23 protein-coding genes are annotated in these 24,189 nt (G+C 62.9%); 18 read left to right on the top strand and 5 right to left on the bottom strand.

The genetic code is table 11. From position 1 onward, the window contains the following. Positions 1–4: 4 nt before the first annotated feature. The 3 genes from rpsR to rpsF are packed head-to-tail and all read right to left on the bottom strand — an operon-like array spanning position 5 to position 980. Positions 5–286 (bottom strand): 30S ribosomal protein S18, encoded by a 282-nt coding sequence (rpsR, locus tag HS961_RS07855; protein ID WP_021028346.1) that lies wholly within the window; start codon positions 284–286, stop codon positions 5–7. Positions 287–297: 11 nt separating this feature from the next. Next, the gene (gene priB, locus HS961_RS07850; RefSeq protein WP_182327172.1) at positions 298–594 is read right to left on the bottom strand and encodes a primosomal replication protein N; all 297 of its coding nucleotides are present in this window, start codon (positions 592–594) and stop codon (positions 298–300) included. An 11-nt stretch (positions 595–605) separates the two neighbouring features. Beyond that, positions 606–980, bottom strand: coding sequence for a 30S ribosomal protein S6 (rpsF, locus tag HS961_RS07845; RefSeq protein ID WP_021028344.1), 375 nt, complete (start codon positions 978–980; stop codon positions 606–608). Positions 981–1,227: 247 nt separating this feature from the next. Between rpsF and grpE the strand changes: the two genes are divergently transcribed. The 4 genes from grpE to dnaJ all read left to right on the top strand — a co-directional run bounded on the left by grpE (position 1,228) and on the right by dnaJ (position 5,462). After that, the gene (gene grpE / locus HS961_RS07840) at positions 1,228–1,764 is read left to right on the top strand and encodes a nucleotide exchange factor GrpE (protein ID WP_182327171.1); all 537 of its coding nucleotides are present in this window, start codon (positions 1,228–1,230) and stop codon (positions 1,762–1,764) included. 108 nt (positions 1,765–1,872) lie between these two features. Then, positions 1,873–3,801 (top strand): molecular chaperone DnaK, encoded by a 1,929-nt coding sequence (gene dnaK, locus HS961_RS07835; RefSeq protein ID WP_182327170.1) that lies wholly within the window; start codon positions 1,873–1,875, stop codon positions 3,799–3,801. A gap of 164 nt (positions 3,802–3,965) precedes the next feature. Then, on the top strand, positions 3,966–4,307 hold the full coding sequence (locus HS961_RS07830) for a DUF7709 family protein (protein ID WP_182327169.1): 342 nt from the start codon (positions 3,966–3,968) through the stop codon (positions 4,305–4,307). A 24-nt stretch (positions 4,308–4,331) separates the two neighbouring features. Further along, positions 4,332–5,462 carry a molecular chaperone DnaJ gene (gene dnaJ, locus HS961_RS07825; protein WP_182327168.1) on the top strand — a complete coding sequence of 377 codons (1,131 nt, stop codon included), beginning with the start codon at positions 4,332–4,334 and terminating at the stop codon, positions 5,460–5,462. A gap of 88 nt (positions 5,463–5,550) precedes the next feature. Here the strand turns inward: dnaJ and HS961_RS07820 are convergent, their stop codons facing one another. Continuing rightward, complete coding sequence (locus HS961_RS07820; protein ID WP_182327167.1) at positions 5,551–6,540, bottom strand: DUF4349 domain-containing protein; 990 nt, start codon at positions 6,538–6,540, stop codon at positions 5,551–5,553. 243 nt (positions 6,541–6,783) lie between these two features. On the opposite strand from HS961_RS07820, the gene HS961_RS07815 reads away from it, so the two are divergent. The 12 genes from HS961_RS07815 (at position 6,784) to accD (ending at position 20,611) form a co-directional block, all read left to right on the top strand. Beyond that, a complete protein-coding gene (locus HS961_RS07815) occupies positions 6,784–7,782 on the top strand; it encodes a LysR family transcriptional regulator (protein ID WP_182327166.1) in 999 nt (332 codons plus the stop codon). Between the two features lie 44 nt (positions 7,783–7,826). Then, positions 7,827–9,251 (top strand): 3-isopropylmalate dehydratase large subunit, encoded by a 1,425-nt coding sequence (gene leuC / locus HS961_RS07810; RefSeq protein WP_182327165.1) that lies wholly within the window; start codon positions 7,827–7,829, stop codon positions 9,249–9,251. A 16-nt stretch (positions 9,252–9,267) separates the two neighbouring features. Continuing rightward, entirely contained in the window at positions 9,268–9,393 is a 126-nt protein-coding gene (locus tag HS961_RS07805; protein ID WP_182327164.1) for an entericidin A/B family lipoprotein, read from the top strand. A gap of 65 nt (positions 9,394–9,458) precedes the next feature. Beyond that, a complete protein-coding gene (gene leuD, locus HS961_RS07800; protein ID WP_182327163.1) occupies positions 9,459–10,121 on the top strand; it encodes a 3-isopropylmalate dehydratase small subunit in 663 nt (220 codons plus the stop codon). A 72-nt stretch (positions 10,122–10,193) separates the two neighbouring features. Beyond that, positions 10,194–11,261: a 3-isopropylmalate dehydrogenase gene (gene leuB / locus HS961_RS07795; protein ID WP_182327162.1), complete on the top strand. Its 1,068-nt coding sequence runs from the start codon at positions 10,194–10,196 to the stop codon at positions 11,259–11,261. Positions 11,262–11,746: 485 nt separating this feature from the next. Next, positions 11,747–12,859 (top strand): aspartate-semialdehyde dehydrogenase, encoded by a 1,113-nt coding sequence (gene asd, locus HS961_RS07790; protein ID WP_182327161.1) that lies wholly within the window; start codon positions 11,747–11,749, stop codon positions 12,857–12,859. A gap of 335 nt (positions 12,860–13,194) precedes the next feature. Then, entirely contained in the window at positions 13,195–15,966 is a 2,772-nt protein-coding gene (locus HS961_RS07785) for a FimV/HubP family polar landmark protein (RefSeq protein ID WP_182327160.1), read from the top strand. 81 nt (positions 15,967–16,047) lie between these two features. Then, positions 16,048–16,866, top strand: a complete 819-nt coding sequence (gene truA / locus HS961_RS07780) for a tRNA pseudouridine(38-40) synthase TruA (protein ID WP_182327159.1) — start codon at positions 16,048–16,050, stop codon at positions 16,864–16,866. A 13-nt stretch (positions 16,867–16,879) separates the two neighbouring features. After that, positions 16,880–17,611: a phosphoribosylanthranilate isomerase gene (locus tag HS961_RS07775; protein ID WP_238347830.1), complete on the top strand. Its 732-nt coding sequence runs from the start codon at positions 16,880–16,882 to the stop codon at positions 17,609–17,611. Beyond that, positions 17,604–18,872, top strand: coding sequence for a tryptophan synthase subunit beta (trpB, locus tag HS961_RS07770; RefSeq protein ID WP_182327158.1), 1,269 nt, complete (start codon positions 17,604–17,606; stop codon positions 18,870–18,872). The genes HS961_RS07775 and trpB overlap by 8 nt, the downstream gene beginning before the upstream one ends. Next, entirely contained in the window at positions 18,869–19,678 is an 810-nt protein-coding gene (trpA, locus tag HS961_RS07765; RefSeq protein WP_182327157.1) for a tryptophan synthase subunit alpha, read from the top strand. The genes trpB and trpA overlap by 4 nt, the downstream gene beginning before the upstream one ends. 60 nt (positions 19,679–19,738) lie before the next feature. Beyond that, positions 19,739–20,611 (top strand): acetyl-CoA carboxylase, carboxyltransferase subunit beta, encoded by an 873-nt coding sequence (accD, locus tag HS961_RS07760; RefSeq protein WP_182327156.1) that lies wholly within the window; start codon positions 19,739–19,741, stop codon positions 20,609–20,611. A 96-nt stretch (positions 20,612–20,707) separates the two neighbouring features. Here the strand turns inward: accD and HS961_RS07755 are convergent, their stop codons facing one another. Then, a complete protein-coding gene (locus HS961_RS07755; RefSeq protein WP_182327155.1) occupies positions 20,708–21,265 on the bottom strand; it encodes a YggT family protein in 558 nt (185 codons plus the stop codon). Positions 21,266–21,518: 253 nt separating this feature from the next. On the opposite strand from HS961_RS07755, the gene lysS reads away from it, so the two are divergent. Both lysS and HS961_RS07745 read left to right on the top strand, forming a co-directional pair. Next, positions 21,519–23,060: a lysine--tRNA ligase gene (gene lysS / locus HS961_RS07750; protein ID WP_182327154.1), complete on the top strand. Its 1,542-nt coding sequence runs from the start codon at positions 21,519–21,521 to the stop codon at positions 23,058–23,060. Positions 23,061–23,167: 107 nt separating this feature from the next. Then, positions 23,168–24,181, top strand: a complete 1,014-nt coding sequence (locus HS961_RS07745; RefSeq protein WP_182327153.1) for a hypothetical protein — start codon at positions 23,168–23,170, stop codon at positions 24,179–24,181. The last annotated feature ends 8 nt before the right edge of the window (positions 24,182–24,189 follow it).

Here is a 24,189-nt window from a genome sequence, read left to right as displayed (position 1 = left end):
CTCCTTAGATCTTGTGCTGGTCAGAGTACGGAACCATGGCCAGGAAGCGAGCGCGCTTGATGGCAGTGTTCAGCTGACGCTGGTAAATGGCGCGCGTGCCGGTCAGGCGTGCGGGGATGATCTTGCCGTTTTCAGCAACGAAGTCACGCAGGGTGTCGACGTCTTTGTAGTCGATTTCTTCGACGCCAGCCACGGTGAAGCGGCAGAAGCGCTTGCGCTTGAACAGCAGCGACTGGGTGTTGCGCTTAGGGCGCTTGTCTTTGTTGAATTTCTTGAACGTGGCCATTTTCGGACCTCTCAATAAGTATCTTGTTGAATATCCTGGATGTGCAGAACCAGCGATTTGCTGTTGCGCGGTGTGGCCAAAAAGCCCTGAAATGTCCAGGTGCTTCCTACAGCCTGCCGAGCGATTCGCTCTGCCAGTGCACCAAAGGCAATCGCCTTGAGCACGGCATTCACTTGTCGGGCTTGGTCTGCTTCCGTTTGGGTGGAGCGGTGCTCCAGCACAACATCTACAGCAGGTAGCCCAGCCGGCGTGTATCGCAAAATCTTGATTTCAGCGATGACGGCAGTGACAAGTACGCGGTTCTCCACCTCCTGTGTGATTAACGCTCTGCAGCGGCGTGCTCAGCCTGGTTGGCCTTGCGCGCTTCTTCGCGTTCCACGGTCTTCATCATGGCGGAAGGAGCGGTGTCAGCCTTCTTCTTCTGCACAGTCAGTTGGCGCAGCACAGCGTCGTTGAACTTGAATGCGTGTTCCAGTTCAGCCATCACAGCTTGGTCGGCTTCGATATTCAGGCACAGATAGTGGGCCTTGGCCAGCTTGTTGATCATGTAGGCCAGTTGACGGCGGCCCCAGTCTTCAACGCGGTGGATCTTACCGCCGCCGGCGGTAATCATGCCCTTGTAACGCTCCAGCATAGCTGGAACTTGTTCGCTCTGATCGGGGTGGATCAGCAGCACGATCTCGTAATGACGCATGCAAACTCCTTGTGGATTTCGCCACCCGCTGATGCCCTTCAATAAAAAGACAGGTACGGTGTGGCAAGGGAAACCCGAGATTATACAAACGAATGTGAAAACCGTCAAATGGCGTTGCTGGGCCAGCCCGTTTGCATGCCGTTTTGGCTGCAAAAACCACGCCACCCATAAGCCCCTTGAAATGCAAGGACTTGCCCCCATGTGCGGCCTCAAGAGCCATTTTTGTTAACGAACTACGAACAGCACAATGTCAGACAACCTCCACCCCCAAGGCCAAAACCCCATGTCCGCCGAAGAGCTGGAAGCCGCTGCCGCTGCCAACCAGTCGCAACTGGAAGCAGAGCTGGCGGAGTTGAAGGCCAAGAACGCCGACCTGGCCGACCAGTACCTGCGCGCCAAGGCCGAAGCCGAAAACGCCCGCCGCCGCGCCGATGATGAAGTTGCCAAGGCCCGCAAGTTCGGCGTCGAGAGCTTTGCTGAAAGCCTGCTGCCGGTGATCGACAGCCTGGACGCCGCCTTGTCCATCCAGAACGCCAGCCCCGAGCAACTGCGCGAAGGCTCCGATGCCACCCTGCGCCAGCTCGTCTCGGCACTGGAGCGCAACAAGGTGCTGGCCATCAACCCGGCCGCCGGCGATAAGTTCGATCCTCACCACCACCAGGCCATCTCTGCGGTGCCCGCAGCGCAAGACCCCAACACGGTGGTTGCGGTGCTGCAAAAGGGTTATGCCATTGCCGACCGCGTACTGCGCCCGGCCTTGGTGACCGTGGCCGCAGCGCAATAAACACAGCTCCCGGCTTTTTTGCGTTGCGCACTTGAACAACGCCAAAAATGCCATAGATAACAGTCAATCAGGGCGCTGAGCCGCCCCAACAAATACAGGAGTAGAGAAATGGGAAAGATTATTGGTATTGATTTGGGCACCACCAACAGCTGCGTGGCCGTGATGGAAGGTAACACCACCCGCGTGATCGAGAACAGCGAAGGTGCGCGCACCACGCCATCGATCGTCGCCTACCAGGAAGACGGTGAGATCCTGGTCGGTGCTTCTGCCAAGCGCCAGGCGGTGACCAACCCCCGCAACACGATCTACGCTGCCAAGCGTCTGATCGGCCGCAAGTTCGATGAGAAGGAAGTGCAAAAAGACATCGATCTGATGCCTTTCCAGATCGTCAAGGCCGATAACGGCGACGCCTGGGTGCAAGTGCGTGACCAGAAGCTGGCTGCGCCACAGATCTCCGCAGAAGTGCTGCGCAAGATGAAGAAGACCGCCGAGGACTTCCTGGGCGAGCCGGTGACCGAGGCCGTGATCACCGTGCCTGCGTACTTCAATGACGCACAGCGCCAGGCCACCAAGGACGCCGGCCGTATCGCTGGCCTGGAAGTCAAGCGCATCATCAATGAACCCACTGCTGCAGCCCTGGCCTTTGGCCTGGACAAGGGTGGCAAGGGTGACCGCAAGATCGCTGTGTACGACCTGGGCGGCGGTACCTTTGACGTGTCCATCATCGAAATCGCCGATGTGGACGGCGAAAAGCAGTTCGAAGTGCTGTCGACCAATGGCGACACCTTTCTGGGCGGCGAAGACTTTGACCAGCGCGTGATCGAGTACATCATCACCGAGTTCAAGAAGGACCAGGGCGTTGACCTGTCCAAGGACGTGCTGGCACTGCAGCGCCTGAAGGAAGCCGCTGAAAAGGCCAAGATCGAGCTGTCCAGCTCGGCCGCCACCGATATCAACCTGCCCTACATCACCGCAGACGCATCGGGTCCCAAGCACCTGAACATCCGCCTCACCCGCGCCAAGCTCGAAAGCCTGGTGGATGAGCTGATCGAGCGCACCATTGCCCCTTGCCGCACCGCCATCAAGGATGCAGGCATCGCAGTGGCTGACATTGACGACGTGATCCTGGTCGGCGGCATGAGCCGTATGCCCAAGGTGCAAGAGAAGGTCAAGGAATTCTTCGGCAAGGAGCCACGCAAGGACGTGAACCCCGACGAAGCCGTGGCCGTGGGCGCTGCCATCCAAGGCCAGGTGCTGGGCGGTGACCGCTCTGACGTGCTGCTGCTGGACGTGACGCCTCTGTCCCTGGGTATCGAAACCCTGGGCGGCGTGATGACCAAGATGATCACGAAGAACACCACGATCCCGACCAAGTTCGCGCAGACCTACTCGACCGCCGAGGACAACCAGCCTGCTGTGACCATCAAGGTGTTCCAGGGCGAGCGTGAAATCGCCAGCGCCAACAAGCTGCTGGGCGAGTTCAACCTGGAAGGCATTCCAGCCGCTCCCCGTGGCACGCCCCAGATCGAGGTGGCCTTCGACATCGATGCCAACGGTATCTTGAACGTCTCTGCCAAGGACAAGGGCACCGGCAAGGAAAACAAGATCACCATCAAGGCCAGCTCGGGTCTGTCGGAAGACGAGATCCAGAAGATGGTCAAGGATGCTGAGCTGAACGCCGCTGACGACAAGAAGAAGCTGGAGCTGGTGCAGGCCCGCAACCAAGGCGAAGCCGCTGTACACAGCGTCAAGAAGAGCCTGGGCGAGCATGGCGACAAGCTCGATGCCGCTGAAAAGACGGCCATCGACACCGCCGTCCAGGAGCTGGAAGAAGCGCTGAAGACCGAAGACAAGGACGCCATCGAAGCCAAGACCACGGCCCTGATGACCGCCAGCCAGAAGCTGGGCGAGAAGGTGTATGCCGACGCCCAAGCCGCACAGGCAGGCTCTGCCGGTGCAGCAGCTGGCGCAGGCAGCGCTGCGGCAGCCGATGACAATGTCGTCGATGCCGAAGTCAAGGAAGTCAAGAAGGACTAAGCCCTTCCTGACAGGCCTGTAGCCGACTGTCACACCCCATGCCGGAGTCCGCATCGCCGCACTCCGGCATGGCTTTTCTACAGAATCGTTATTTTTCTGTAGTTGCGGCCTCGGGCCAGGCACAGACAGCAGGCCCTCCTCACACAAACATCCAAAGGGACACGATGACCTCCACCACAGCACCTGCGACCGACGCACTGCATGTTGCAGAGCTCAGCCGTGTCAACCAGAAGATCACGGACGGCGCGGCAGACTTGCCCGCCGTCACGCTCAAAGATGGCAGCCGGGTGCAGACCGGCACCGTCGCCACCATGCTCTTCAACATCGCGCTCTACAATGCCGGCGAGCGCGGCGCCGTTGAAGAAGAGCTGAAGATGGCGATTCCCACCTTGTTCAAGGTGGGCCTGTTTGAGCTCTTTCCGCCGCAGCAATGGATTGACGGCGACAATCCCGGCCGCAGCTTTGTGGGCATCCATGCCCGTGCGTACCTGCACCGCGCTGGTTAACCACCCACAGAATTCAAGAACACCATGTCCAAACGCGATTACTACGAAGTCCTCGGCCTGAGCAAATCAGCCACGGAGGTCGAAATCAAGACGGCCTACCGCAAGATGGCCATGAAGTACCACCCCGACCGTAACCAGGGCGATACCGCCAAGGAAGCGGAAGAGAAGTTCAAGGAGTGCAAAGAAGCCTACGAAATGCTCTCCGACAGCCAAAAGCGGGGCGCTTACGACCAGTACGGCCATGCCGGGGTTGATCCCAATATGCGCTCGGGCATGGGCGGCGAAGGCTTTGGCGGTTTTGCCGAATCCTTTGGCGATATCTTTGGCGAAATGTTTGGCGGTGCCCGCCGTGGCGGCGGTGGCCCCCAGGTCTACCGGGGCAGTGACCTGTCCTATGCGATGGACATCAGCCTTGAAGAGGCCGCCGCAGGCAAGAACGCGCAGATCAAGATCCCGTCGTGGGACGAGTGCGACACCTGCCACGGCAACGGCGCCAAGCCCGGCACCCAGGTCAAGACCTGCAGCACCTGCCATGGCAGCGGCCAGGTGCAGATGCGCCAAGGCTTTTTTGCCGTGCAGCAGCCCTGCCCGCACTGCCGTGGCACCGGCAAGATCATCCCCGAGCCCTGCACCGCCTGCCATGGCCAGGGCCGCACCAAGTCGCAAAAGACCTTGGAAGTGAGCATACCCGCCGGTATCGACGACGGCATGCGCATCCGCTCCACCGGCGATGGCGAGCCCGGCCAGAATGGAGGCCCGCCCGGCGATCTGTACATCGAAATCCGCGTGCGCAAGCACGAGGTGTTCGAGCGCGATGGTGATGACCTGCACTGCGAAGTGCCGGTCAGCATGGTGACCGCTGCCTTGGGCGGCGAGATCGAGGTGCCCACCCTGAGCGGCAAGGCCGCCATCGACATCCCCGAAGGCACCCAGACCGGCAAGCAGTTCCGCCTGCGCGGCAAGGGCATCAAGGGCGTGCGCGCCAGCTATCCCGGCGATTTGTACGTGCACATCGTCGTCGAGACCCCCGTCAAGCTCACCGAGCACCAGCGCAAGCTGCTCAAGGAGCTCGATGACTCGCTGAAAAAAGGCGGCGCCAAGCACACGCCCAATAACCAGTCCTGGACCGACCGCCTGAAAAACCTGTTCACCTGATAAAGAGAACCGCCGCATCTGCCCGATGCGGCGCCCCCTCTGCCAAGCACCAGCATTGCTGGTGCTTTTTTCATGGCCACTGCGCTTCTCAGCTCTTGGTATCTGCCTGGTGTGCCACTTGCGCCCGGGCAGCGCTGCGGCGCAGCCAGCGTTTGATGGCGAAGCGCAGCGGCAGCAGAACCACCAAGGCCAGCGCCAGCAACCACGGCAGTGACTGGGCCGCCGTCAGAATCAGCGACTGCATGCTGCGGGTCAGGCCATCCCAGCTGTGCTGCCAGGTCTGCTGCCAGGGGCTGTAGGTGCCACTGACGATGGCGCGCGTGGGCTGGAACCGCATCTGCACAAACTGCTTGGCGGTATCGCGCTGCAACAGCGCGCGGTGGGTGTTGGCCGCATCGATCTCGGCCTGGACCTGGGAGAGCGTGTCGCGGATCGCCATCAGGTCCTGCAGAGTGCGTTTGACATTCTTCTCCAGCATCAGCGCACGCAGGCTGTCACGGTATTCGGTGCGGTTCTTGATTTGCGCCTCCACATCCACGACCTCGTAGGTCTTGTCCTCGGTCGTGGTCTGGTGGTTGAGCACCCGGGCGCCAGCGCCCAGCGACGAGGTCAGCGCGGCAAAGTCCTGGGGGCTGACCCGCATCGCCAGCATGGCCTCGGCCGCCGACTGCAGGGTTTCGCGCCGCAGCTGCGAGCCCTCGACATAGCAGTCCAGCCGCTCGCAGCGCGCCTTGACTTCTTCCCACAGCCCGGCCAGCTCGGCCGCCGGCGTCTCCACCTGGATGCGGTGGCTGATCGCCAGAAAGCGCTCGCTGGGTGCGGCCGCACCGCCCTGCCCCATGGCCATATCGGCGGCGGGCGCCATCTCCTTCGTCGCCATCTTGGCCATGGAGCGCGCAGCCATCGGCGCTACCGGTGCGGGTGCGGCCGGGGCGGCCATTTGCGCTTCAGCGGGCGGCGCGCTCTGCCCGGCATCTGGCGAGCAGCCGGCCAGCAAGGCGGCCACCGCGATGGCAATGGCCGCCAGGCCACCAGGACACGCGCTGAACAGGCCGAAGGAAGGGGAGCGAGAAGACATGGATGATTCCGTTTCTAGAGCATCGCTGCTTGCGATGTCTGCTCAATCGCGGTGAGCCCAGCGAATGGGGTCAAGGCTTTACAAAAACGAACACATTCAACGCCGACGGACAAACCTCCTTGCCCGAGCACCCCGCTACGTTTTCATGCAAATGACACATCAGCCATCGTCATCCACGATACCAGGCACGTTATTTATAGATAAAATAGCTGCTGATTTCTAAAAATACGATACCTCCCCGCCATGAAAAGCTCAGAGCGCAGTTTTGCGCGCCGCATTGACCTGACCTCGCTCCAGCTGTTTGTAGCGGTGTGCGAGCTGGGCAGCATTGGCCGGGCGGCGGAGCGAGAGTTCATTGCGGCATCGGCCGTCAGCAAGCGCCTGTCCGATCTGGAAACGGCGGTAGACACGCAGCTGCTCTACCGCCACAGCCGTGGCGTCACCCTCACACCCGCAGGAGAGAGCCTGCTGCACCATGCCCGCAATGTGCTGTTTGGCCTGGAGCGCATGCAAGGCGAGCTGAGCGAGTACGCCGATGGCGTGCGCGGCCATGTGCGCATCCATGCCAATATTTCTGCGATCGTGCAGTTTCTGCCCGAGGACCTGGGCAGTTTTGCGCGCGCACACAACCAGATCAAGATTGACCTGCAAGAGCATTTGAGCGCCGAGGTCATCCAGGCCGTGCATGAAGGCACGGCTGACCTGGGCATCTGCAACCCCGATGCGCTGGCCAACACCGCCGAGCTGGACCTGCAATCGCGCCCCTACCGCAGCGACCACCTGATGCTGGTGGTGCCGCTGGACCATGACCTGGCCCAGCGCAACAGCATCAGCTTTGAAGAAGCGCTGGAATGGGACATCGTTGGCCTGCAATCGGGCAGCAGCATCAGCCAGGCCATGCGCACCGCATCGGCCCAGCTGCGCCGGCCGCTGCGCCAGCGCATCCAGGTCACCAGCCTCGATGCCATGTGCCGCATGATCGACAACGGCCTGGGCATTGGCCTGCTGCCGGACCGCGCCTTTGCGCTGATGCATGGCGTGGGCAACCTGCGCGGCATTCGCCTGGAAGATGCCTGGGCCCACCGCGAACTGCGGCTGATGGCCCGCGATTTTGATGCGCTGCCGGTGACAGCGCGCCTGCTGGTGGAGCACCTCAGTCCCCGGCCTGCCGTAGAGGCGGCCGCCGCTGAGCACCCAGACACCGCGCTGTCAGTCAACCTGCAGACCTTTGCCCACCTTTGATATTTCGCCCCCTTGACGAAACCCTTGACCCACAGAGAACCACGATGACCGGACGCACCCTCTACGACAAGATTTTTGACGAGCACACCATCCACACCGAAGAGGATGGCACCGCTGTTTTGTACATCGACCGCCATCTGGTCCACGAGGTGACCAGCCCGCAGGCCTTTGAAGGCCTGCGCGTAGCGGGCCGCAAGCTGTGGCGGGTCAGCTCGGTGGTGGCCACGGCCGACCACAACACGCCGACCACCGGCTGGGAACGCGGCTATGACGGTATTGAAGACCCGATCAGCAAAGAGCAGATCGTCACCCTGAACGACAACATTGGCGAATTCGGCGCTGCCGCCTTCTTCCCCTTCATGGACAAGGGCCAGGGCATCGTCCACGTGATGGGCCCCGAGCAAGGCGCCACCTTGCCGGGCATGACGGTGGTCTGCGGCGACAGCCACACCAGCACCCATGGTGCCTTTGGCGCACTGGCACACGGCATCGGCACTTCCGAAGTCGAGCACGTGATGGCCACCCAGACCCTGCTGGCCAAAAAGGCCAAGAACATGCTGATCAAGGTGGACGGCAAGGTGGCACCTGGCGTGACGGCCAAGGACATCGTGCTGGCCATCATCGGCCGCATTGGCACGGCAGGCGGCACCGGCTACACCATCGAGTTTGCCGGCTCTGCCATCCGCGACCTGTCCATCGAAGGCCGCATGACCGTCTGCAACATGGCCATTGAAGCCGGCGCCCGCGCAGGCCTAGTCGCTGTGGACAGCAAGACCATCGACTACGTCAAGGGCCGCCCGCTGGCCCCTACCGGCGTGGAATGGGAGCAGGCCGCCAACTACTGGAAGACCTTGCATTCCGATGTGGATGCCAAGTTCGACACCGTGGTCACCTTGCGCGCCGAAGACATCGTCCCCCAAGTCACCTGGGGCACCAGCCCCGAGATGGTGCTGGGCGTCGATGCGACCGTGCCCGATCCGGACAAGGAAAAGGACCCGAACAAGCGCGGTGCCATCGAGCGTGCGCTGACCTATATGAACCTGGAGCCCGGCAAGCCGATCAATGACATCTTCATTGACAAGGTGTTCATCGGCAGCTGCACCAACAGCCGCATCGAAGACATGCGCGAGGCTGCGGCCGTCGTCAAGAAGCTGGGCCAGAAAGTGGCCAAGAACGTGAAGCTGGCGATGGTGGTTCCTGGCTCCGGCCTGGTCAAGGCCCAGGCCGAGGCCGAGGGCCTGGACCAGATCTTCACCGCCGCCGGTTTTGAGTGGCGTGAGCCCGGTTGCTCGATGTGCCTGGCGATGAACGCCGACCGCCTGGAGCCGGGCGAGCGCTGCGCATCGACCAGCAACCGCAACTTTGAAGGCCGTCAGGGCGCCGGTGGCCGCACCCACCTCGTCAGCCCCGCGATGGCGGCAGCGGCAGCGGTGCACGGCCACTTTGTCGACATTCGCCGTTTTGTCTGACCCCAGGAGCTATGCGATGAAAACCCGTTTCGCCTTCCTCACCATCGCGCTCGCCGCGCTGCTGTCTGGCTGCAACACCGTCCACGGTATTGGCCAGGATGTGCAGGGCGCGGGCAACGCCATCTCCCGCGCAGCACGTTAATACCCCTCACCTACTCCGCTGCCAGCATCCTCTCACTGGACGCTGGCAGCCCCAAAGGCTTGCACATGCAAAAATTCACCATCCACCAGGGCTTGGTCGCTCCCATGGACCGCGAGAACGTCGACACCGACGCGATCATTCCCAAGCAGTTTCTGAAGTCGATCAAGAAGACCGGCTTTGGCGTTAACGCCTTCGACGAATGGCGCTACCTGGACCAGCCCGGCCAGCCCGGCGTGCCCGAATCGGCCCGCAAGCCCAACCCGGACTTTGTGCTCAACCAGCAGCGCTACCAAGGCGCCAGCATCCTGATCGCACGCAAGAACTTTGGCTGCGGCTCCAGCCGTGAGCATGCGCCCTGGGCGCTGGACCAGTTCGGCTTCCGCGCCATCCTGGCACCTAGCTTTGCCGATATTTTCTTCAACAACTGCTTCAAGAACGGTCTGCTGCCCATCGTGCTGCCCGAGGCCACGATGGACCTGCTGTTCAACGAAGTCGCCGTCAACCCCGGCTACAGCCTGACCATCGACCTGGAGCAGCAAGTGATCCTGCGCCCCGGTGGCGAGGCCATACCCTTTGATGTCATCGCCTTTCGCAAGTACTGCCTGCTCAATGGCTTTGACGACATCGGCCTGACCCTGCGCCACAAGGACAAGATCCAGGCCTATGAAGCCAATCGCCTGGCCACCAAGCCCTGGCTGGCGCACAGCCTGGTGCAAGCCAAGGCCTGACCCTAGACAGACACCTTCCCCTCCTGCGCGCCTTGCCCGGGCGCAGGCCGCTATCCCTCAGTGAGAAAAACCATGAAAATTGCAGTGTTGCCCGGAGACGGCATTGGCCCAGAAATCGTTGCAGAAGCTGTCAAGGTGCTTGATGCCTTGAAGCTGGACCTGCAGCTGCAAAGCGCGCCTGTGGGCGGCGCCGCCTATGAGGCCTCCGGCCACCCACTGCCACCGGCTACCCTGGAGCTGGCACAGGCTTCGGACGCCATCCTGTTCGGCGCCGTGGGCGACTGGAAGTACGACACCCTGGAGCGCGCACTGCGCCCCGAGCAAGCCATTCTGGGTCTGCGCAAGGCCCTGGGCCTGTTCGCCAACTTCCGCCCTGCCATCTGCTACAAAGAGCTGACCCACGCCTCCAGCCTCAAGCCTGAGCTGGTGTCCGGCCTCGATATCCTGATCATCCGCGAGCTGACCGGCGACATCTACTTTGGCCAGCCCCGTGGCCGACGCACTGCGCCAGATGGCCACTTCCCCGGCGCCGAAGAAGCCTTTGACACCATGCGCTACAGCCGCCCGGAGATCGAGCGCATCGGCCATGTGGCCTTCCAGGCCGCGCAAAAGCGCAGCAAGCGCGTGACCAGCGTGGACAAGGCCAATGTGCTGGAAACCTTCCAACTGTGGAAGGACGTGATGACCGAAGTGGGCAAGCAGTACCCCGATGTGCAGCTGGACCACATGTATGTGGACAACGCCGCAATGCAGCTGGTCAAGGAACCCAAGCGTTTTGACGTGGTCGTCACCGGCAATATGTTCGGCGACATCCTGAGCGACGAAGCCTCGATGCTGACCGGCTCGATCGGCATGCTGCCTTCGGCCAGCCTGAACGACAAAAAGCAAGGCCTGTACGAGCCCAGCCATGGCTCGGCACCAGACATCGCCGGCAAGGGCGTCGCCAACCCGCTGGCCACCATCCTGTCGGCCGCGATGATGCTGCGCTTCAGCCTGGGCCAGGAAGCCGCTGCCCAGAAGATCGAAGCCGCCGTGCAAAAGGTGCTGGCCCAAGGCCTGCGCACGCCCGACATCTACAGCGAAGGCACGACCAAGGTGGGCACCCAGCAAATGGGCGACGCCGTGGTAGCCGCACTGTAAACAGCCGTCTTCACGATGCTTCTCCAAGAGCGACCTGCGGGTCGCTTTTTTTCGTCTGCGGATGGATGTACCGCCTCTACCGCGCAAGCACCCCCACATTTGAGCACCAAAACGACGACGCAAGCCAAGGACACCCGCCGCCTTAGTCATTTCGACGAATTAAAAAACCATAAATGGACGAAAAATAGTTTTTAACGTCGTATTTTCATGCGCTTCGATGCGCCAACACTTGAAATTTTTAAAAACGCTTGCACAGCTTTCCAATTTTGGCGCTAGAATAGCTCCCTATGTCTGCGCACTGCCCTATTTCTTGGCTGAACACCATCACCCCCATTGAGGCGGGTGTGGCTGCGCGCGCATACACATTCACAACCACCACGAAGATTACCGGCTGATCCAGCCTGGTTCGTCGTGCGCCTCTCCACTGGCCGACGAGCCAGGCCCCAGCCCCCCGTGGTATTTTTTTCGGTACACAAGGGCGTTTTATGAGCAAGCAATTGGTAGGTTTGGTGGGCTGGCGCGGCATGGTCGGCTCGGTGTTGATGGACCGTATGCAGGCCGAGGGTGACTTCGCGCTGATCGAGCCGGTGTTCTTCTCGACCTCCAACGCAGGCGGCAAGGCCCCGGCGATGGCCACCGTGCACACCCAGCTCAAGGATGCCAATGACATCGCCGAGCTGTCCAAGTGCGACATCATCATCACCTGCCAAGGCGGCGACTACACCAAGGAAGTCTTCCCCCAGATCCGCGCTGCCGGCTGGAAGGGCCACTGGATCGATGCGGCATCGTCGCTGCGCATGCAAGACGACGCTGTCATCGTGCTGGATCCCGTCAACGACGCACTGATCCAGCGCAAGCTGGCCGCTGGCGGCAAGAACTGGATTGGCGGCAACTGCACCAACTCCATCTTGCTGATGGGCCTGTCGGGCCTGTTCAACGCCGGCCTAGTCGACTGGGTCTCGTCGATGACCTACCAGGCCGCATCCGGTGGCGGCGCCAACCACATGCGCGAACTGCTCAAGGGCATGGGCGTGGTGCATGCCGCCGTGGCCGATGAGCTGGCCACGCCCGCTTCCGCCATTCTGGAGATCGACCGCAAGGTGGCCCAAACCATCCGCAGCGATGTGTCCACCGAGTTCTTTGGCGCACCTCTGGCTGGCGGCCTGATCCCCTGGATCGATGCACAGCTGGACAACGGCCAGTCCAAGGAAGAATGGAAGGGCCAGGCCGAGGTCAACAAGATCCTGGGCACGGACGCCACCATCCCCGTCGACGGCCTGTGCGTGCGCATTGGCGCGATGCGCTGCCACAGCCTGGCGCTGACCCTGAAGCTGAACAAGGACCTGCCACTGGCCGAGATCGAAGCCTTGATCAAGGGCGGCAACGACTGGGTCAAGTGGGTGCCCAACGAGCGCGCCGTGACCGTCAAGGAACTGACCCCCGCTGCCGTGACCGGTGGCCTGGAAGTCGCTGTGGGCCGTGTGCGCAAGCTGAACATGGGCCCTGAGTATGTCTCGGCCTTCGTGATTGGCGACCAGCTGCTTTGGGGCGCTGCCGAGCCACTGCGCCGCATGCTGCGCATCCTGCTCGCCGCTTGATGCACGCCTGACCAACGGGTACCAAAACACTACACCTTCCGGATCTGCAGCAGGCGGCCGGAAGGTGTTTTCTATCGTGAGTTCGGTAAAGGTTCTGACTGGACCCCGCTGGGTGCCCGCCCTCTGAAAAGTTGTTCCGGAACAACAATCGGACAGCCCTGAGCGAGCCCAAGCACCCTAACAAAAGAGATGCCCGCTCCTTAACTTGTCACCCCAACACATTACTGTTAAGGTTCTTTTTACTGATAATTACCGATTTCGCGTCTTAGGGGGAGGGCTTTCTCATGGGTACAAAAACAACCCCGCACGCTTCTACTATTCAATCAAATAGCACTATGCATCGCTGGAAAATCACTGCGCTTGCCGCCGCCATGGCAGCCTTTGGCCTGTACACAGGGGAAGCATCGGCGCTCGCGCTGGGCAAGATCAATGTGAAATCCGCGCTGGGCGAGCCCCTGCGCGCGGAAATCGAAGTTCCACAAATCACCGACGCGGAAGCTGACACTCTGCAGGTCAAGACCGCCTCGTCTGCGGTGTTTCGCACCCAGGGCATGGACTACTCAGGTACGGCCAGCGGCGTGCGCGCCCAGCTGCAGCGCCGCGCCAATGGCACCGCGGTGATCGTGCTGACCACCCAGCGCGCAGTCAACGACCCCTTTGTCGACTATGTGATCGACGCCAACTGGAATTCCGGCCAGGTCGTGCGCAGCTACACCATGCTGTTCGACCCGCCCAACCTGCGCAAGCCAGAACCGGCCGTCACCGTGGCGCCGCAGCTCAGCGCAGCCGCTGCCCCAGCCATCCGCCCACCAGCACCGCCTGTGCGCGTGATCGAGGAGCCGCTGGCCTCGGCCACGCCGGCACCAGCGCCCGCCACCCGCAGTGCTGCCGCGCCCCGCCCTGCGCCAGCACCACGTGCCAATATTCCGGCCACCGCCAGCAACAACTCTGGCGGCGACACCGTGCGCACCCAACGTGGCGACACCTTGGGCCGCATCGCCGCGCAGAACAAGCCCGCCGATATCTCGCTGGACCAGATGCTCGTCGCCGTGGTGCAGAGCAACCCGCACGCCTTTGTGGGTGGCAATGTCAACCGCATGAAGGCGGGCGTAGCGCTGACCATGCCGACGGCTGAGCAAGCGCGTGCGGTTACGCCACGCCAGGCACGCCAGATGGTGGCCGCGCAAAGCCGCGACTTCAACAGCTACCGCAGCCAGCTCGCCGCCAAGGCAGCGCCGGCCCAGGTCGCGACCGACACGCGTGCCGCCAGCGGCAAGGTCGAAGCCTCCGTCGACGACAAGAAGCCCCAGAGCGTGGCACCGGACCAGCTCAAACTGAGCAAGGAAGCCGCCAAGGGCGGCAAGTCCGCAGAAGCCAGCGTTGCCAGCGCCCAGCAGGCCAATGCCACGCAGGACCGCACCTCGGAACTGAACAAGAACATTGAAGAGCTGAACAAGCTCAAGCAAGCCGCTGCAGGCACTGCGGCCACGGCGGCATCCGCTGCGGCTCCGGCAGACGGCAAGCCTGCTGCCACGGCCACCGTGCCGGCTGCAGGCAATGCGCCAGCGGCCGCAGCACCTGCGACTCCGCCCGCCGCCGCTCCAGCCACAGCACCCGCCACAGCGGCAGTGACCGCTGCAACGCCTGCGGCGGTAGCACCTGCTGCAGCACCCGCAGCAAGCACTGGCGATGCTGCAGCACCTGTGGCAGCGCCTACCCCGGCACCTACCCCGGCACCTGCTCCGGCAGCCAAACCCAAGCCCGCACCGGCTCCAGCACCCGTCGAAGAGCCCAGCTTTGTCGATGAACTGATGGAGAACCCCCTGCTGCCAGCCGCTGGCGGCATGGCCATCCTGGCCCTGCTGGGTGGCCTCTGGTACCGCAACAAAAAGCGCAAGGAAGGCGTGGACGCCGCCACTGACTCGGTGCTCGAAAGCAGCCTGGCGCAAGACTCGTTCTTTGGCGCCAGCGGCGGTCAGCACATCGATACCTCGGTGAGCGCGATGACCACCGGCAACTCCTCGCTGGCCTACACCCCCAGCCAGCTCGATGCCGGCGATGTCGACCCTGTTGCCGAAGCCGACGTCTACCTGGCCTATGGCCGTGACCTGCAGGCCGAGGAAATCCTCAAGGAAGCGCTGCGCACCAGCCCGACCCGCAGCGCGCTGCATGCCAAGCTGGCCGAGATCTACGCCAAGCGCAAGGACCGCCTGGCGCTGGAGAGCATTGCCAAGGATGCTCGCCAGCTCACCGGTGGTACCGGTCCTGACTGGCTGCGCATTGCCGCGCTGGGCCAGGAGCTGGACGCCGCCAACCCGATCTACCAGAACAACACCGCTGCGGTACCTTCCGCGACCGAAATCGCTACACCTGCCGCGCTGGCCGCCGCCGCTGCTGCCGCCCGCGCCGAGCCGATCCCCTTCGAGAACACGCTGCCGCCCACCACGCTGGCAGCGGCAGACCCTGCCAGCGCATTCAGCCCCTCCACCGGCCTGGATTTTGCGATGAGCAGCCAGTTGACCGACACCCCGGATGCCAGCGCGCGCTACCAGGCGCCCGCACCTGCAGCGCCCGTCGCTGCGCCAGCGGCAGCTGCCGTCGATCCAGGCTTGGCCTTTGAGGCCTTGGCGCCTGCCGCAGGCAAGCCCGCCATGTCGATGGAAGACTTTGACCGCCAACTGGCCGAGGCACTGAGCATTCCTTCGGAGCTGGCCCCCAGCACTTCCCACGAAGCCGCCCAGAGCCTGGAAACCCAGCCCGGTTCGCTGGACTTCCAACTGAGCGATTTTGACAACCAAAGCACGGCGCAGATGCCCATCAGCGACAAGGGCCTGCCGACCATGGACTTTGACATGACTTCGCTGTCGCTGGACCTGCCCAGCACCGGCGAGCCAGACCACACCCATCCGGTGACCCTGGCCGACGACATGGCCGGCCTGGAGATCGATGACAGCGACCCGCTGGCCACCAAGCTGACCCTGGCCCAGGAATTCCTGGCCATCGGCGACAAGGAAGGTGCCCGCTCGCTGGCCGAAGAGGTCATGGCCGAATCGTCCAGCGCCACCGTCAAGGCCCAGGCCCAGCGCCTGCTGGACCAAAGCCGCTGATCAGCACGCACTTCTCACACAAGCCCCGCTCTGCGGGGCTTTTTCTATGGCCGGGTGGCATGGCGCCTTTATGATGGCGCCATGCGAATCGCCATGGGCATCACCTACAACGGACAGGCCTACCAAGGCTGGCAAAGCCAGCTCAGCGGCATCACTGTCCAAGACCATCTTGAAGCGGCGTTGAGCCGCTTTGCCGCCTCCCCTATCTCCACCAACTGCGCTGGACGCACCGATGCCGGTGTACACGGCCTCATGCAGGTGGTGCATTTTGACTCGCCTGTTGCGCGCGCTGAGGCATCCTGGGTGCGAGGCACCAACACTTTTTTGCCCAAGGACATCGCTGTCCAGTGGGTGCGCACGGTACCTGATGACTTCCACAGCCGCGCTTGCGCCACATCGCGGCGCTATGGCTATGCGCTGCTGCAGTCACCGGTGCGCCCTAGCGTCGAGGCTGGCCGTGTCGGCTGGGTGTACCAGCCGTTGGACCTAGAGCCCATGCAGCGCGCCGTGCAGTACCTGCTGGGCGAGCATGATTTTTCGTCGTTCCGTGCGGCAGGCTGCCAGGCCAAGTCGCCGGTCAAAACCTTGTATGCCATCCACATTGCCAGGAGTACGCAACGGCCCAGCGCCTCGCGCGATGGGATGCCATCCTGCTACTGGCGTTTTGATTTCCAGGGCAGCGCCTTCTTGCACCACATGATCCGCAACATCATGGGGTGCTTGGTCGTGATTGGCCAGGGAGCCCAACCGCCTGAGTGGATGCTGGAGGTTCTCAATGCCCGCAGCCGCAAGGTCGCGGCCCCCACGTTCTCACCGGATGGCCTCTATTTCCTCGGCCCCCAATACGATCCGCGCTGGGGCTTGCCCACCGAGGCCATCTCTTTTGACTGGTTTGCCTGAACAAGGAGTTCCATTGACCGCCCTCCAAGCCACCGCGGGACGCACCCGCATCAAGATCTGCGGGCTGACCCGCGAGCAAGACGTGGACGCGGCCGTGGCCGCCGGGGCCGATGCCATCGGCTTTGTGCTCTACCCCGCCAGCCCCCGCGCGGTGACCATGCAGCGGGCCGCCGAGCTGGCACGCCGTCTGCCGGCCTTTGTGACGCCGGTGCTGCTGTTTGTCAATGAACCCTCTGCCCAGGTGATGGCGGCCTGCGCCCAGGTGCCCGGCGCGATTGCGCAGTTCCATGGTGACGAGACGCCCGAGCAGTGCCTGGCCTCCACCGGTGGCGGCGAGCGCAGTTTTCTGCGCGCAGCGCGCATACCCCTTGGCGACGCTGCACTGCAGTTCGACCTCGTAGAATATGCCCATCGTTATTCACACGCCAAGGCCATCTTGCTCGACGCCCATGTCGAGGGATTCGGCGGCGGCGGCAAAGCATTCAATTGGTCACTGCTTCCAACAAACGTAGCCTCTCATCTCGTTTTGTCTGGTGGACTCACGCCTGCAAACGTGACCGATGGCATTGTGCAAGTCAGACCGCGCTGCATCTCGCTCGCGGTGGATGTCAGCTCCGGCGTTGAGATGACGGGTGCCGATGGCAAAGCCATCAAGGGCACCAAGGACGCCGAAAAAATCCAACAGTTTGTCGCAGCCGTACGCGCCGCCGACACCCTACTTGCCAAGAATCCCTTCCATGTTTGAATACCAACAACCCGATCTCGCGGGCCATTTCGGCCCCTATGGCGGCAGCTTTGCCAGCGAAACCCTGACCCACGCCCTCGTCGAGCTGCGTGAGGCCTATGCCAAGTACCAGAACGATCCGGAGTTCATGCGCGAATTCCACTACGAGCTGGCCCACTATGTCGGACGGCCATCGCCCGTCTACCATGCAGCGCGCATGTCGCGCGAGATGGGTGGCGCGCAGATCTACCTCAAGCGCGAGGACCTCAACCACACCGGCGCCCACAAGATCAACAATGTGATCGGCCAGGCCATGCTCGCCAAGCGCATGGGCAAGCCGCGCATCATTGCCGAGACGGGCGCCGGCCAGCACGGCGTGGCCACCGCCACCATCTGCGCCCGCTATGGCCTCGAATGCGTGGTCTACATGGGCAGCGAAGATGTGCGCCGCCAAAGCCCGAATGTCTACCGCATGAAGCTGCTGGGTGCCACCGTGGTGCCCGTCGACTCGGGCAGCAAAACGCTCAAGGATGCGCTCAATGAAGCCATGCGCGACTGGGTGGCCAATGTGGACAACACCTTCTACATCATCGGCACCGTGGCCGGCCCCCATCCCTACCCGATGATGGTGCGTGACTTCCAAAGCGTCATCGGCAACGAATGCCTGACCCAGATGCCTGCGCTGTTCAAGGAACAGAACATGGCTGCCGAACAACCTGACGCCGTCATTGCCTGCGTGGGTGGCGGCAGCAATGCGATGGGGATTTTCTACCCCTACATCCCTTACGAGAACACGCGCCTGATCGGCGTCGAAGCGGCGGGCGAAGGCCTGGACAGTGGCAAGCACTCGGCCTCACTGCAGCGCGGCTCCTCGGGTGTGCTGCATGGCAACCGCACCTATATCCTGCAGGACGACAACGGCCAGATCACCGAAACCCACTCGATCAGCGCCGGCCTGGACTACCCCGGCGTGGGCCCCGAGCATGCCTGGTTGCAGGAGCTGGGCCGCGCCCAGTATGTTGGCATCACCGACCAGGAGGCGCTCGACGCCTTCCACTACCTCTGCCATACCGAAGGCATCATCCCGGCGCTGGAATCCAGCCATGCGGTGGCCTACGCGATGAAGCTGGCCAAAACCATGCGCGCCGACCAGTCCATTCTCGTCAGCCTCTCGGGCCGTGGCGACAAGGACATCGGCACCGTGGCCGATCTCTCGGGCGTTGATTTCTACGCCCAACCTTCCAGCCGCGGTGTGGCTGTCAAGGGAAGCTATACAAAATGAGCCGTATTGCCGCTACTTTCGACCAGCTCAAGCTGGCCGGCCGCAAGGCCTTGATCCCCTATGTCACCGCTGGCTTCCCGTTTGCCGACATCACGCCCGCGCTGATGCACGGCATGGTCGATGCCGGTGCTGATGTCATTGAGCTGGGCGTGCCCTTTTCCGATCCCATGGCTGACGGCATCGTCATCCAGAAGGCCGGCGAGAAAGCGCTGGCGCTGGGCATTGGCATGAAGCAGGTGCTGGCCATGGTGGCCGAGTTCCGCTTGAAGGACAACAGCACCCCGGTGGTGCTGATGGGTTATGCCAACCCGGTCGAGCGCTATGACCAGGTCAACGGCAAGGGCGCCTTTGTGCGCGATGCCGCCGCCGCCGGAGTGGATGGCCTGCTGGTGGTAGACTACCCGCCCGAAGAATGCGAAGCCTTCGCGGCCGATCTGCGTGCGCATGGCATGGACCTCATCTTCCTGCTGGCGCCCACCTCGACCCCCGAGCGCATGCAGCAAGTCGCGCGTGTGGCCAGTGGCTATGTGTACTATGTCTCGCTCAAGGGCGTGACCGGTGCCGGCACGCTGGACACCGCAGCGGTCGAGGCCATGCTGCCGCAGATCCGCCAGCATGTACACATCCCTGTGGGCGTGGGCTTTGGCATTCGTGATGCGCAGACGGCACAGGCCATCGGCAAAGTCGCCGATGCTGTCGTGATCGGCACCCGCATCATCCAGCTGATCGAAAACCAGCCGCACGAGAAAGTTGTGGCGCTGGTGGCCGATTTTCTGCGTGGCATCCGCAAGGCGCTTGACGCATAATGCGCCTCCTGGGCTGCGCAGCGCGCAGCCCAACGAGTGCGAGAGCAAAGGAAAAGAACCATGTCCTGGCTAGAGAAACTGTTACCCGCCAAGATCCAGCATACGGACCCGGCCGAGCGCCGCCAGATGCCCGAAGGTCTGTGGATCAAGTGCCCTGCATGCGAAGCCGTGCTGTACAAGGCCGACCTGGAGCACAACTTCAATGTCTGCCCCAAGTGCAGCCACCACCACCGCATGTCAGCGCGCGCGCGCCTGAACCAGTTTCTCGACGCCGAAGGCCGCTACGAGATTGGCCAGGAAGTGCTGCCCGTCGATGCGCTGAAGTTCAAGGACAGCCGCAAGTACCCCGAGCGCCTCAAGGAAGCGCTGGAGAACACCGGCGAGACCGATGCACTGGTGGTGATGGGCGGCTCGGTCAAGAGCGTCAACCTGGTGGTGGCCTGCTTTGAGTTTGAATTCATGGGCGGCTCGATGGGCTCGGTCGTTGGCGAGCGCTTTGTGCGCGGCGTCGAAACCGCCATCGAGCAAAAAGTGCCGTTTGTGTGCTTCACCGCCACCGGCGGTGCCCGCATGCAGGAAGGCCTGCTCAGCCTGATGCAGATGGCCAAGACCAATGCCGCGCTGACCCGCTTTGCCAAGAAGGGCCTGCCCTACATCAGCGTGCTGACCGATCCGACCATGGGCGGCGTGTCTGCCGGTTTTGCGTTTATGGGCGATATCGTCATGGCCGAACCCAAGGCGCTGATCGGCTTTGCCGGCCCGCGCGTGATCGAGAACACCGTGCGTGTGAAGCTGCCCGAAGGCTTCCAGCGCGCCGAGTTCCTGCAGCAAAAGGGTGGCGTGGACATGATCGTGGACCGCCGCGAGCTGCGCGACCGCATTGCCAGCAGCCTGGCCATGCTGCAACGCCTGCCGGCTGACGCTGTCTCCTGATCGGCGTGGTGGCCTTCTAGGCCGCTAACCCCCACAAAAAAACCGCCTATGGCGGTTTTTTTGCGTCTAGGTCTAGGCCCAGGCCCCACTACGGCATCACACCGCCATCAGCAAGCGCGACTGCAGGTGCGCCAGCATGATGGAGATGATCTGCAAGCCCACCAGCAGCACGATGGGCGACAGATCCACGCCACCGACCAAGGGGATGACCTTGCGCAAAGGGCGCAGCAGCGGCGCGGTGAGCTGGTAGAACACGGCGTTCATCACTGCATTGCCCGACGCCAGCCAGGACAGCACCGCATGCACCAGGGTGATGACCACCATCGTGGAGATGGCGATATTGGCCACGCCAATGGTCGCAACCACCACCACCGACAGCAGCGATGCCAGGCCGCCCGACAGCAGCCACAGCAGCACAAACTGCAGCAGCTGCACCAGCCAGGCGCCCAGGATGCTGGCCCAATCGCCCCCTGGCACGCGCTTGGTGAACTTGCGCAGCGGCAGCACCATCCAGCTCGTCAGCGCCAGCACCAGCTGGCCCAAGGGGTTGTTGAAGGACACGCGCTGGTACTGCATGTACCAGCGCAGCAGGCAGGCACCGGTCAGCAGACCACCTGCAATATTGAGCAGCAGGGACAGGATTTGAAAAAGCATCGGTGTTTCCAGTCGGGAGCCATCCCGAGAATGCGAATTTGCTATTAAAAATGAAGCTGGCAGGCCAATAGCTAAGGGCTTGAAGCTGTTATTCTAGGGCCGCCGCCCTGGCTAGCACCAGCAAATCCCCCGGCGCGCCAGGGACGAAAAGCGGCGCAGCAGTCGGACACTACGGCTTTTGCGGGCACAGGCCCTGCGAAAAATCTTAAAATGGCAGGTTTTGGCCGTTCACCAGCGCAATGCTGGCCTCTTCATGTCTGAAAACCACACCACTCCCGAGACCGCGCCGGTTGCGCACGACGAAAACCAACTGATTGCTGAGCGCCGCGAAAAACTCAAAGCCCTGCGCGAAGCACAGCGCCAAGGCAAAGGTGTGGCTTTCCCCAATGACTTCAAGCCCGCCGACCGCGCTGCCGCCCTGATTGCGGCCCATGCGGACCAGGACGCCACCGACCTGGAAGCCGCTGCCATCACGGTCAGCGTGGGCGGCCGCATGATGCTCAAGCGTGTCATGGGCAAGGCCAGCTTTGCCACCGTGCAAGACGCCACCGGCCGCATCCAGCTCTACGTCACCCGCGATACCGTCGGTGAAGAGGTCTATGCCGACTTCAAGAAGTGGGACCTGGGCGACATCATCGGCGCCGAAGGCCTGCTGATGAAGACCAAGACCGGCGAGCTGTCGATCAAGGTCAGCAAGATTCGCATGCTCACCAAGAGCCTGCGCCCCATGCCTGACAAGTTCCATGGCATGGCCGATCTGGAGCAGAAGGTGCGCCAGCGCTATGTCGACCTGATGACCGACGAAGAGGCGCGCAAGCGCTTTGTGGCCCGCTCCAAGGCGGTGTCGGGCATCCGTGAGTTCATGGTCGAGCACGGCTTCCTCGAAGTCGAAACCCCCATGCTGCACCCCATCCCCGGCGGTGCCAATGCCAAGCCCTTCATCACCCACCATAATGCGCTGGACCAGGAGATGTACCTGCGCATTGCGCCTGAGCTCTACCTCAAGCGCCTGATCGTTGGCGGCTTTGAGCGCGTGTTCGAGATCAACCGCAACTTCCGCAACGAAGGGGTGTCGGTGCGCCACAACCCTGAGTTCACGATGATGGAGTTCTACGCGGCCTACTGGAACTACCGCGACCTGATGGACTACACCGAAGCGCTGATCCGCGACGCCGCGATGAAGGCCGTGGGCACCTTGGAGCTGACCTATGGCGGCAAGCCGGTGGACCTGACCCAGCCTTTCGAGCGCCTGACCATCACCGAAGCCATCGTCAAGTACACCGACGCCGGCGAGAACGTGGGCAACCGCGAATGGCTCACCAATGCGCTGAAGAAACTGGGCATGAAGGAAGAGAAGGACAAGCTGGCGGGCCGCACCCTCGCCAGCCTGCAGGTGCTCTACTTTGAGGAGCTGGTCGAAGACAAGCTCTGGAACCCCACCTTCATCATGGAGCACCCGACCGAGATCAGCCCGCTGGCCCGCGCCAACGATGACCGCCCCGAAGTGACCGAGCGCTTTGAGCTCTACATCACCGGCCGCGAGTTCGGCAACGGCTTCTCCGAGCTGAACGACGCCGAAGACCAGGCCGCCCGCTTCAACGCCCAGGTCGCTGCCAAGGATGGCGGCGATGACGAAGCCATGTACTACGACCACGACTTTGTGCGCGCGTTGGAGTACGGCATGCCCCCCACCGGCGGCTGCGGCATCGGTATCGACCGCTTCATGATGCTGCTGACCGACAGCGCCAGCATCCGCGACATCATCCTGTTCCCGGCCCTGCGCCGCGAGCAATAACGCCCCCTACAGGCCCTCGGCCTGCCAGCAGCGCCAGGCGGCATAGGCTCTCCCAAGGGGCCTATGCCGCTTTTTCATGCCCGCCTGTCGCCGATATACTGGCCTGCATGCAAATACCCCGCTACTGGGCGCAAGCGCGCCTGCGCCATGAAACCGGCCGCCGCCATGGCGCCACCGTGCAACGCTGGGGCTGGTCCGACCAGAGCCTGGACGCCGCGCAGGCCCATGCCCAGCAACGCGCGCAGACTGCCCTCGACCAGGTACTCAGCGCCCCGCAGATGCGCCATCTGGATGCCAGCTTCCAGCGCATGGAACGGCTGGGCGAATACGGGCTGAACGACCACACCCCCATCCGGGAAGAGATCCTCGCGCAACGTGGCCGCACCGTGATGACGCGCAACAGCTATGGCGCGCACTGCCTCAACACCCCCGATGTCGCCATCGCCGACATGGACTTCCCCCGCCGCCCACCGGCGCCCAGCGCGGCAACCATGTTGATTGCTGCCTTCTTTGCGCTGGCCGCGTGCTTTGTGGTGTTTGCGCTGGGCGGCGTGGTGCCCGCCATGCTGGCGCTGACCGGCGCAGCGGTGGTGCTGGCACTGTGGCTGCGGCGCTGGCTGAATGCGCGGCAAAAGCTGGCCGGCAGCGCCGATCCCCGGCAGGTGGCGCTGGAGCGGGTAACCGCCTTCAGCCAGCAGCACCCCGACTGGGGCCTGCGCGTGTACAGCACGCCCAAAGGGTTGCGCATCATCGTGACCCACGAGACCATGCTGCCCACAGACAGCGCCGTGCAGACGCTGTTCTCCGCCTTGCAGGTCGATCCCATCTACCAGCGCCTGTGCCTGCAGCAGCAGTGCTTCCGCGCCCGCGTCACCGGCAAGCCCTGGCGCATGGGCCTGTCCGGTCCCAGCCCCCAAGTGCGGCGCTGGCCGGCCGCTGCCAACCAGCTGGCGGCCCGGGCAGACTGGACGCATGTCTACGACAAGCAAGCCGCGCAGTACAGCGCCTGCCAGTTCATCGCACAACTGGGCCAGGCCCGCATGGCCATGGACATCCAGGCCCTGGTCGATTGGCATGACGAGGCCTGCCGCGCGCAGGAAAGCCAGCTGCCGCTGGCCTGAATGCCGCC

It is taken from the genome of Comamonas piscis (assembly GCF_014109725.1).
Classification (GTDB): domain Bacteria; phylum Pseudomonadota; class Gammaproteobacteria; order Burkholderiales; family Burkholderiaceae_C; genus Comamonas; species Comamonas piscis.
The sequence above is the reverse complement of the archived record's forward strand: the minus strand, read 5'-3'. Positions and strand labels throughout refer to the sequence as shown.

What these genes read in the sequence shown, in the direction of transcription:
- HS961_RS07785 (WP_182327160.1), top strand. Translation starts at nt 13,195, where the DNA reads ATGCATCGCTGGAAAATCACTGCGCTTGCCGCCGCCATGGCAGCCTTT.
- trpA (WP_182327157.1), top strand. Translation starts at nt 18,869, where the DNA reads ATGAGCCGTATTGCCGCTACTTTCGACCAGCTCAAGCTGGCCGGCCGC.
- rpsR (WP_021028346.1), bottom strand. Translation starts at nt 286, where the DNA reads ATGGCCACGTTCAAGAAATTCAACAAAGACAAGCGCCCTAAGCGCAAC.
- trpB (WP_182327158.1), top strand. Translation starts at nt 17,604, where the DNA reads ATGTTTGAATACCAACAACCCGATCTCGCGGGCCATTTCGGCCCCTAT.
- HS961_RS07830 (WP_182327169.1), top strand. Translation starts at nt 3,966, where the DNA reads ATGACCTCCACCACAGCACCTGCGACCGACGCACTGCATGTTGCAGAG.
- HS961_RS07745 (WP_182327153.1), top strand. Translation starts at nt 23,168, where the DNA reads ATGCAAATACCCCGCTACTGGGCGCAAGCGCGCCTGCGCCATGAAACC.
- HS961_RS07755 (WP_182327155.1), bottom strand. Translation starts at nt 21,265, where the DNA reads ATGCTTTTTCAAATCCTGTCCCTGCTGCTCAATATTGCAGGTGGTCTG.
- accD (WP_182327156.1), top strand. Translation starts at nt 19,739, where the DNA reads ATGTCCTGGCTAGAGAAACTGTTACCCGCCAAGATCCAGCATACGGAC.
- truA (WP_182327159.1), top strand. Translation starts at nt 16,048, where the DNA reads ATGCGAATCGCCATGGGCATCACCTACAACGGACAGGCCTACCAAGGC.
- grpE (WP_182327171.1), top strand. Translation starts at nt 1,228, where the DNA reads ATGTCAGACAACCTCCACCCCCAAGGCCAAAACCCCATGTCCGCCGAA.
- lysS (WP_182327154.1), top strand. Translation starts at nt 21,519, where the DNA reads ATGTCTGAAAACCACACCACTCCCGAGACCGCGCCGGTTGCGCACGAC.
- leuB (WP_182327162.1), top strand. Translation starts at nt 10,194, where the DNA reads ATGAAAATTGCAGTGTTGCCCGGAGACGGCATTGGCCCAGAAATCGTT.
- asd (WP_182327161.1), top strand. Translation starts at nt 11,747, where the DNA reads ATGAGCAAGCAATTGGTAGGTTTGGTGGGCTGGCGCGGCATGGTCGGC.
- leuD (WP_182327163.1), top strand. Translation starts at nt 9,459, where the DNA reads ATGCAAAAATTCACCATCCACCAGGGCTTGGTCGCTCCCATGGACCGC.
- rpsF (WP_021028344.1), bottom strand. Translation starts at nt 980, where the DNA reads ATGCGTCATTACGAGATCGTGCTGCTGATCCACCCCGATCAGAGCGAA.
- HS961_RS07815 (WP_182327166.1), top strand. Translation starts at nt 6,784, where the DNA reads ATGAAAAGCTCAGAGCGCAGTTTTGCGCGCCGCATTGACCTGACCTCG.
- HS961_RS07805 (WP_182327164.1), top strand. Translation starts at nt 9,268, where the DNA reads ATGAAAACCCGTTTCGCCTTCCTCACCATCGCGCTCGCCGCGCTGCTG.
- leuC (WP_182327165.1), top strand. Translation starts at nt 7,827, where the DNA reads ATGACCGGACGCACCCTCTACGACAAGATTTTTGACGAGCACACCATC.
- dnaK (WP_182327170.1), top strand. Translation starts at nt 1,873, where the DNA reads ATGGGAAAGATTATTGGTATTGATTTGGGCACCACCAACAGCTGCGTG.
- dnaJ (WP_182327168.1), top strand. Translation starts at nt 4,332, where the DNA reads ATGTCCAAACGCGATTACTACGAAGTCCTCGGCCTGAGCAAATCAGCC.
- HS961_RS07820 (WP_182327167.1), bottom strand. Translation starts at nt 6,540, where the DNA reads ATGTCTTCTCGCTCCCCTTCCTTCGGCCTGTTCAGCGCGTGTCCTGGT.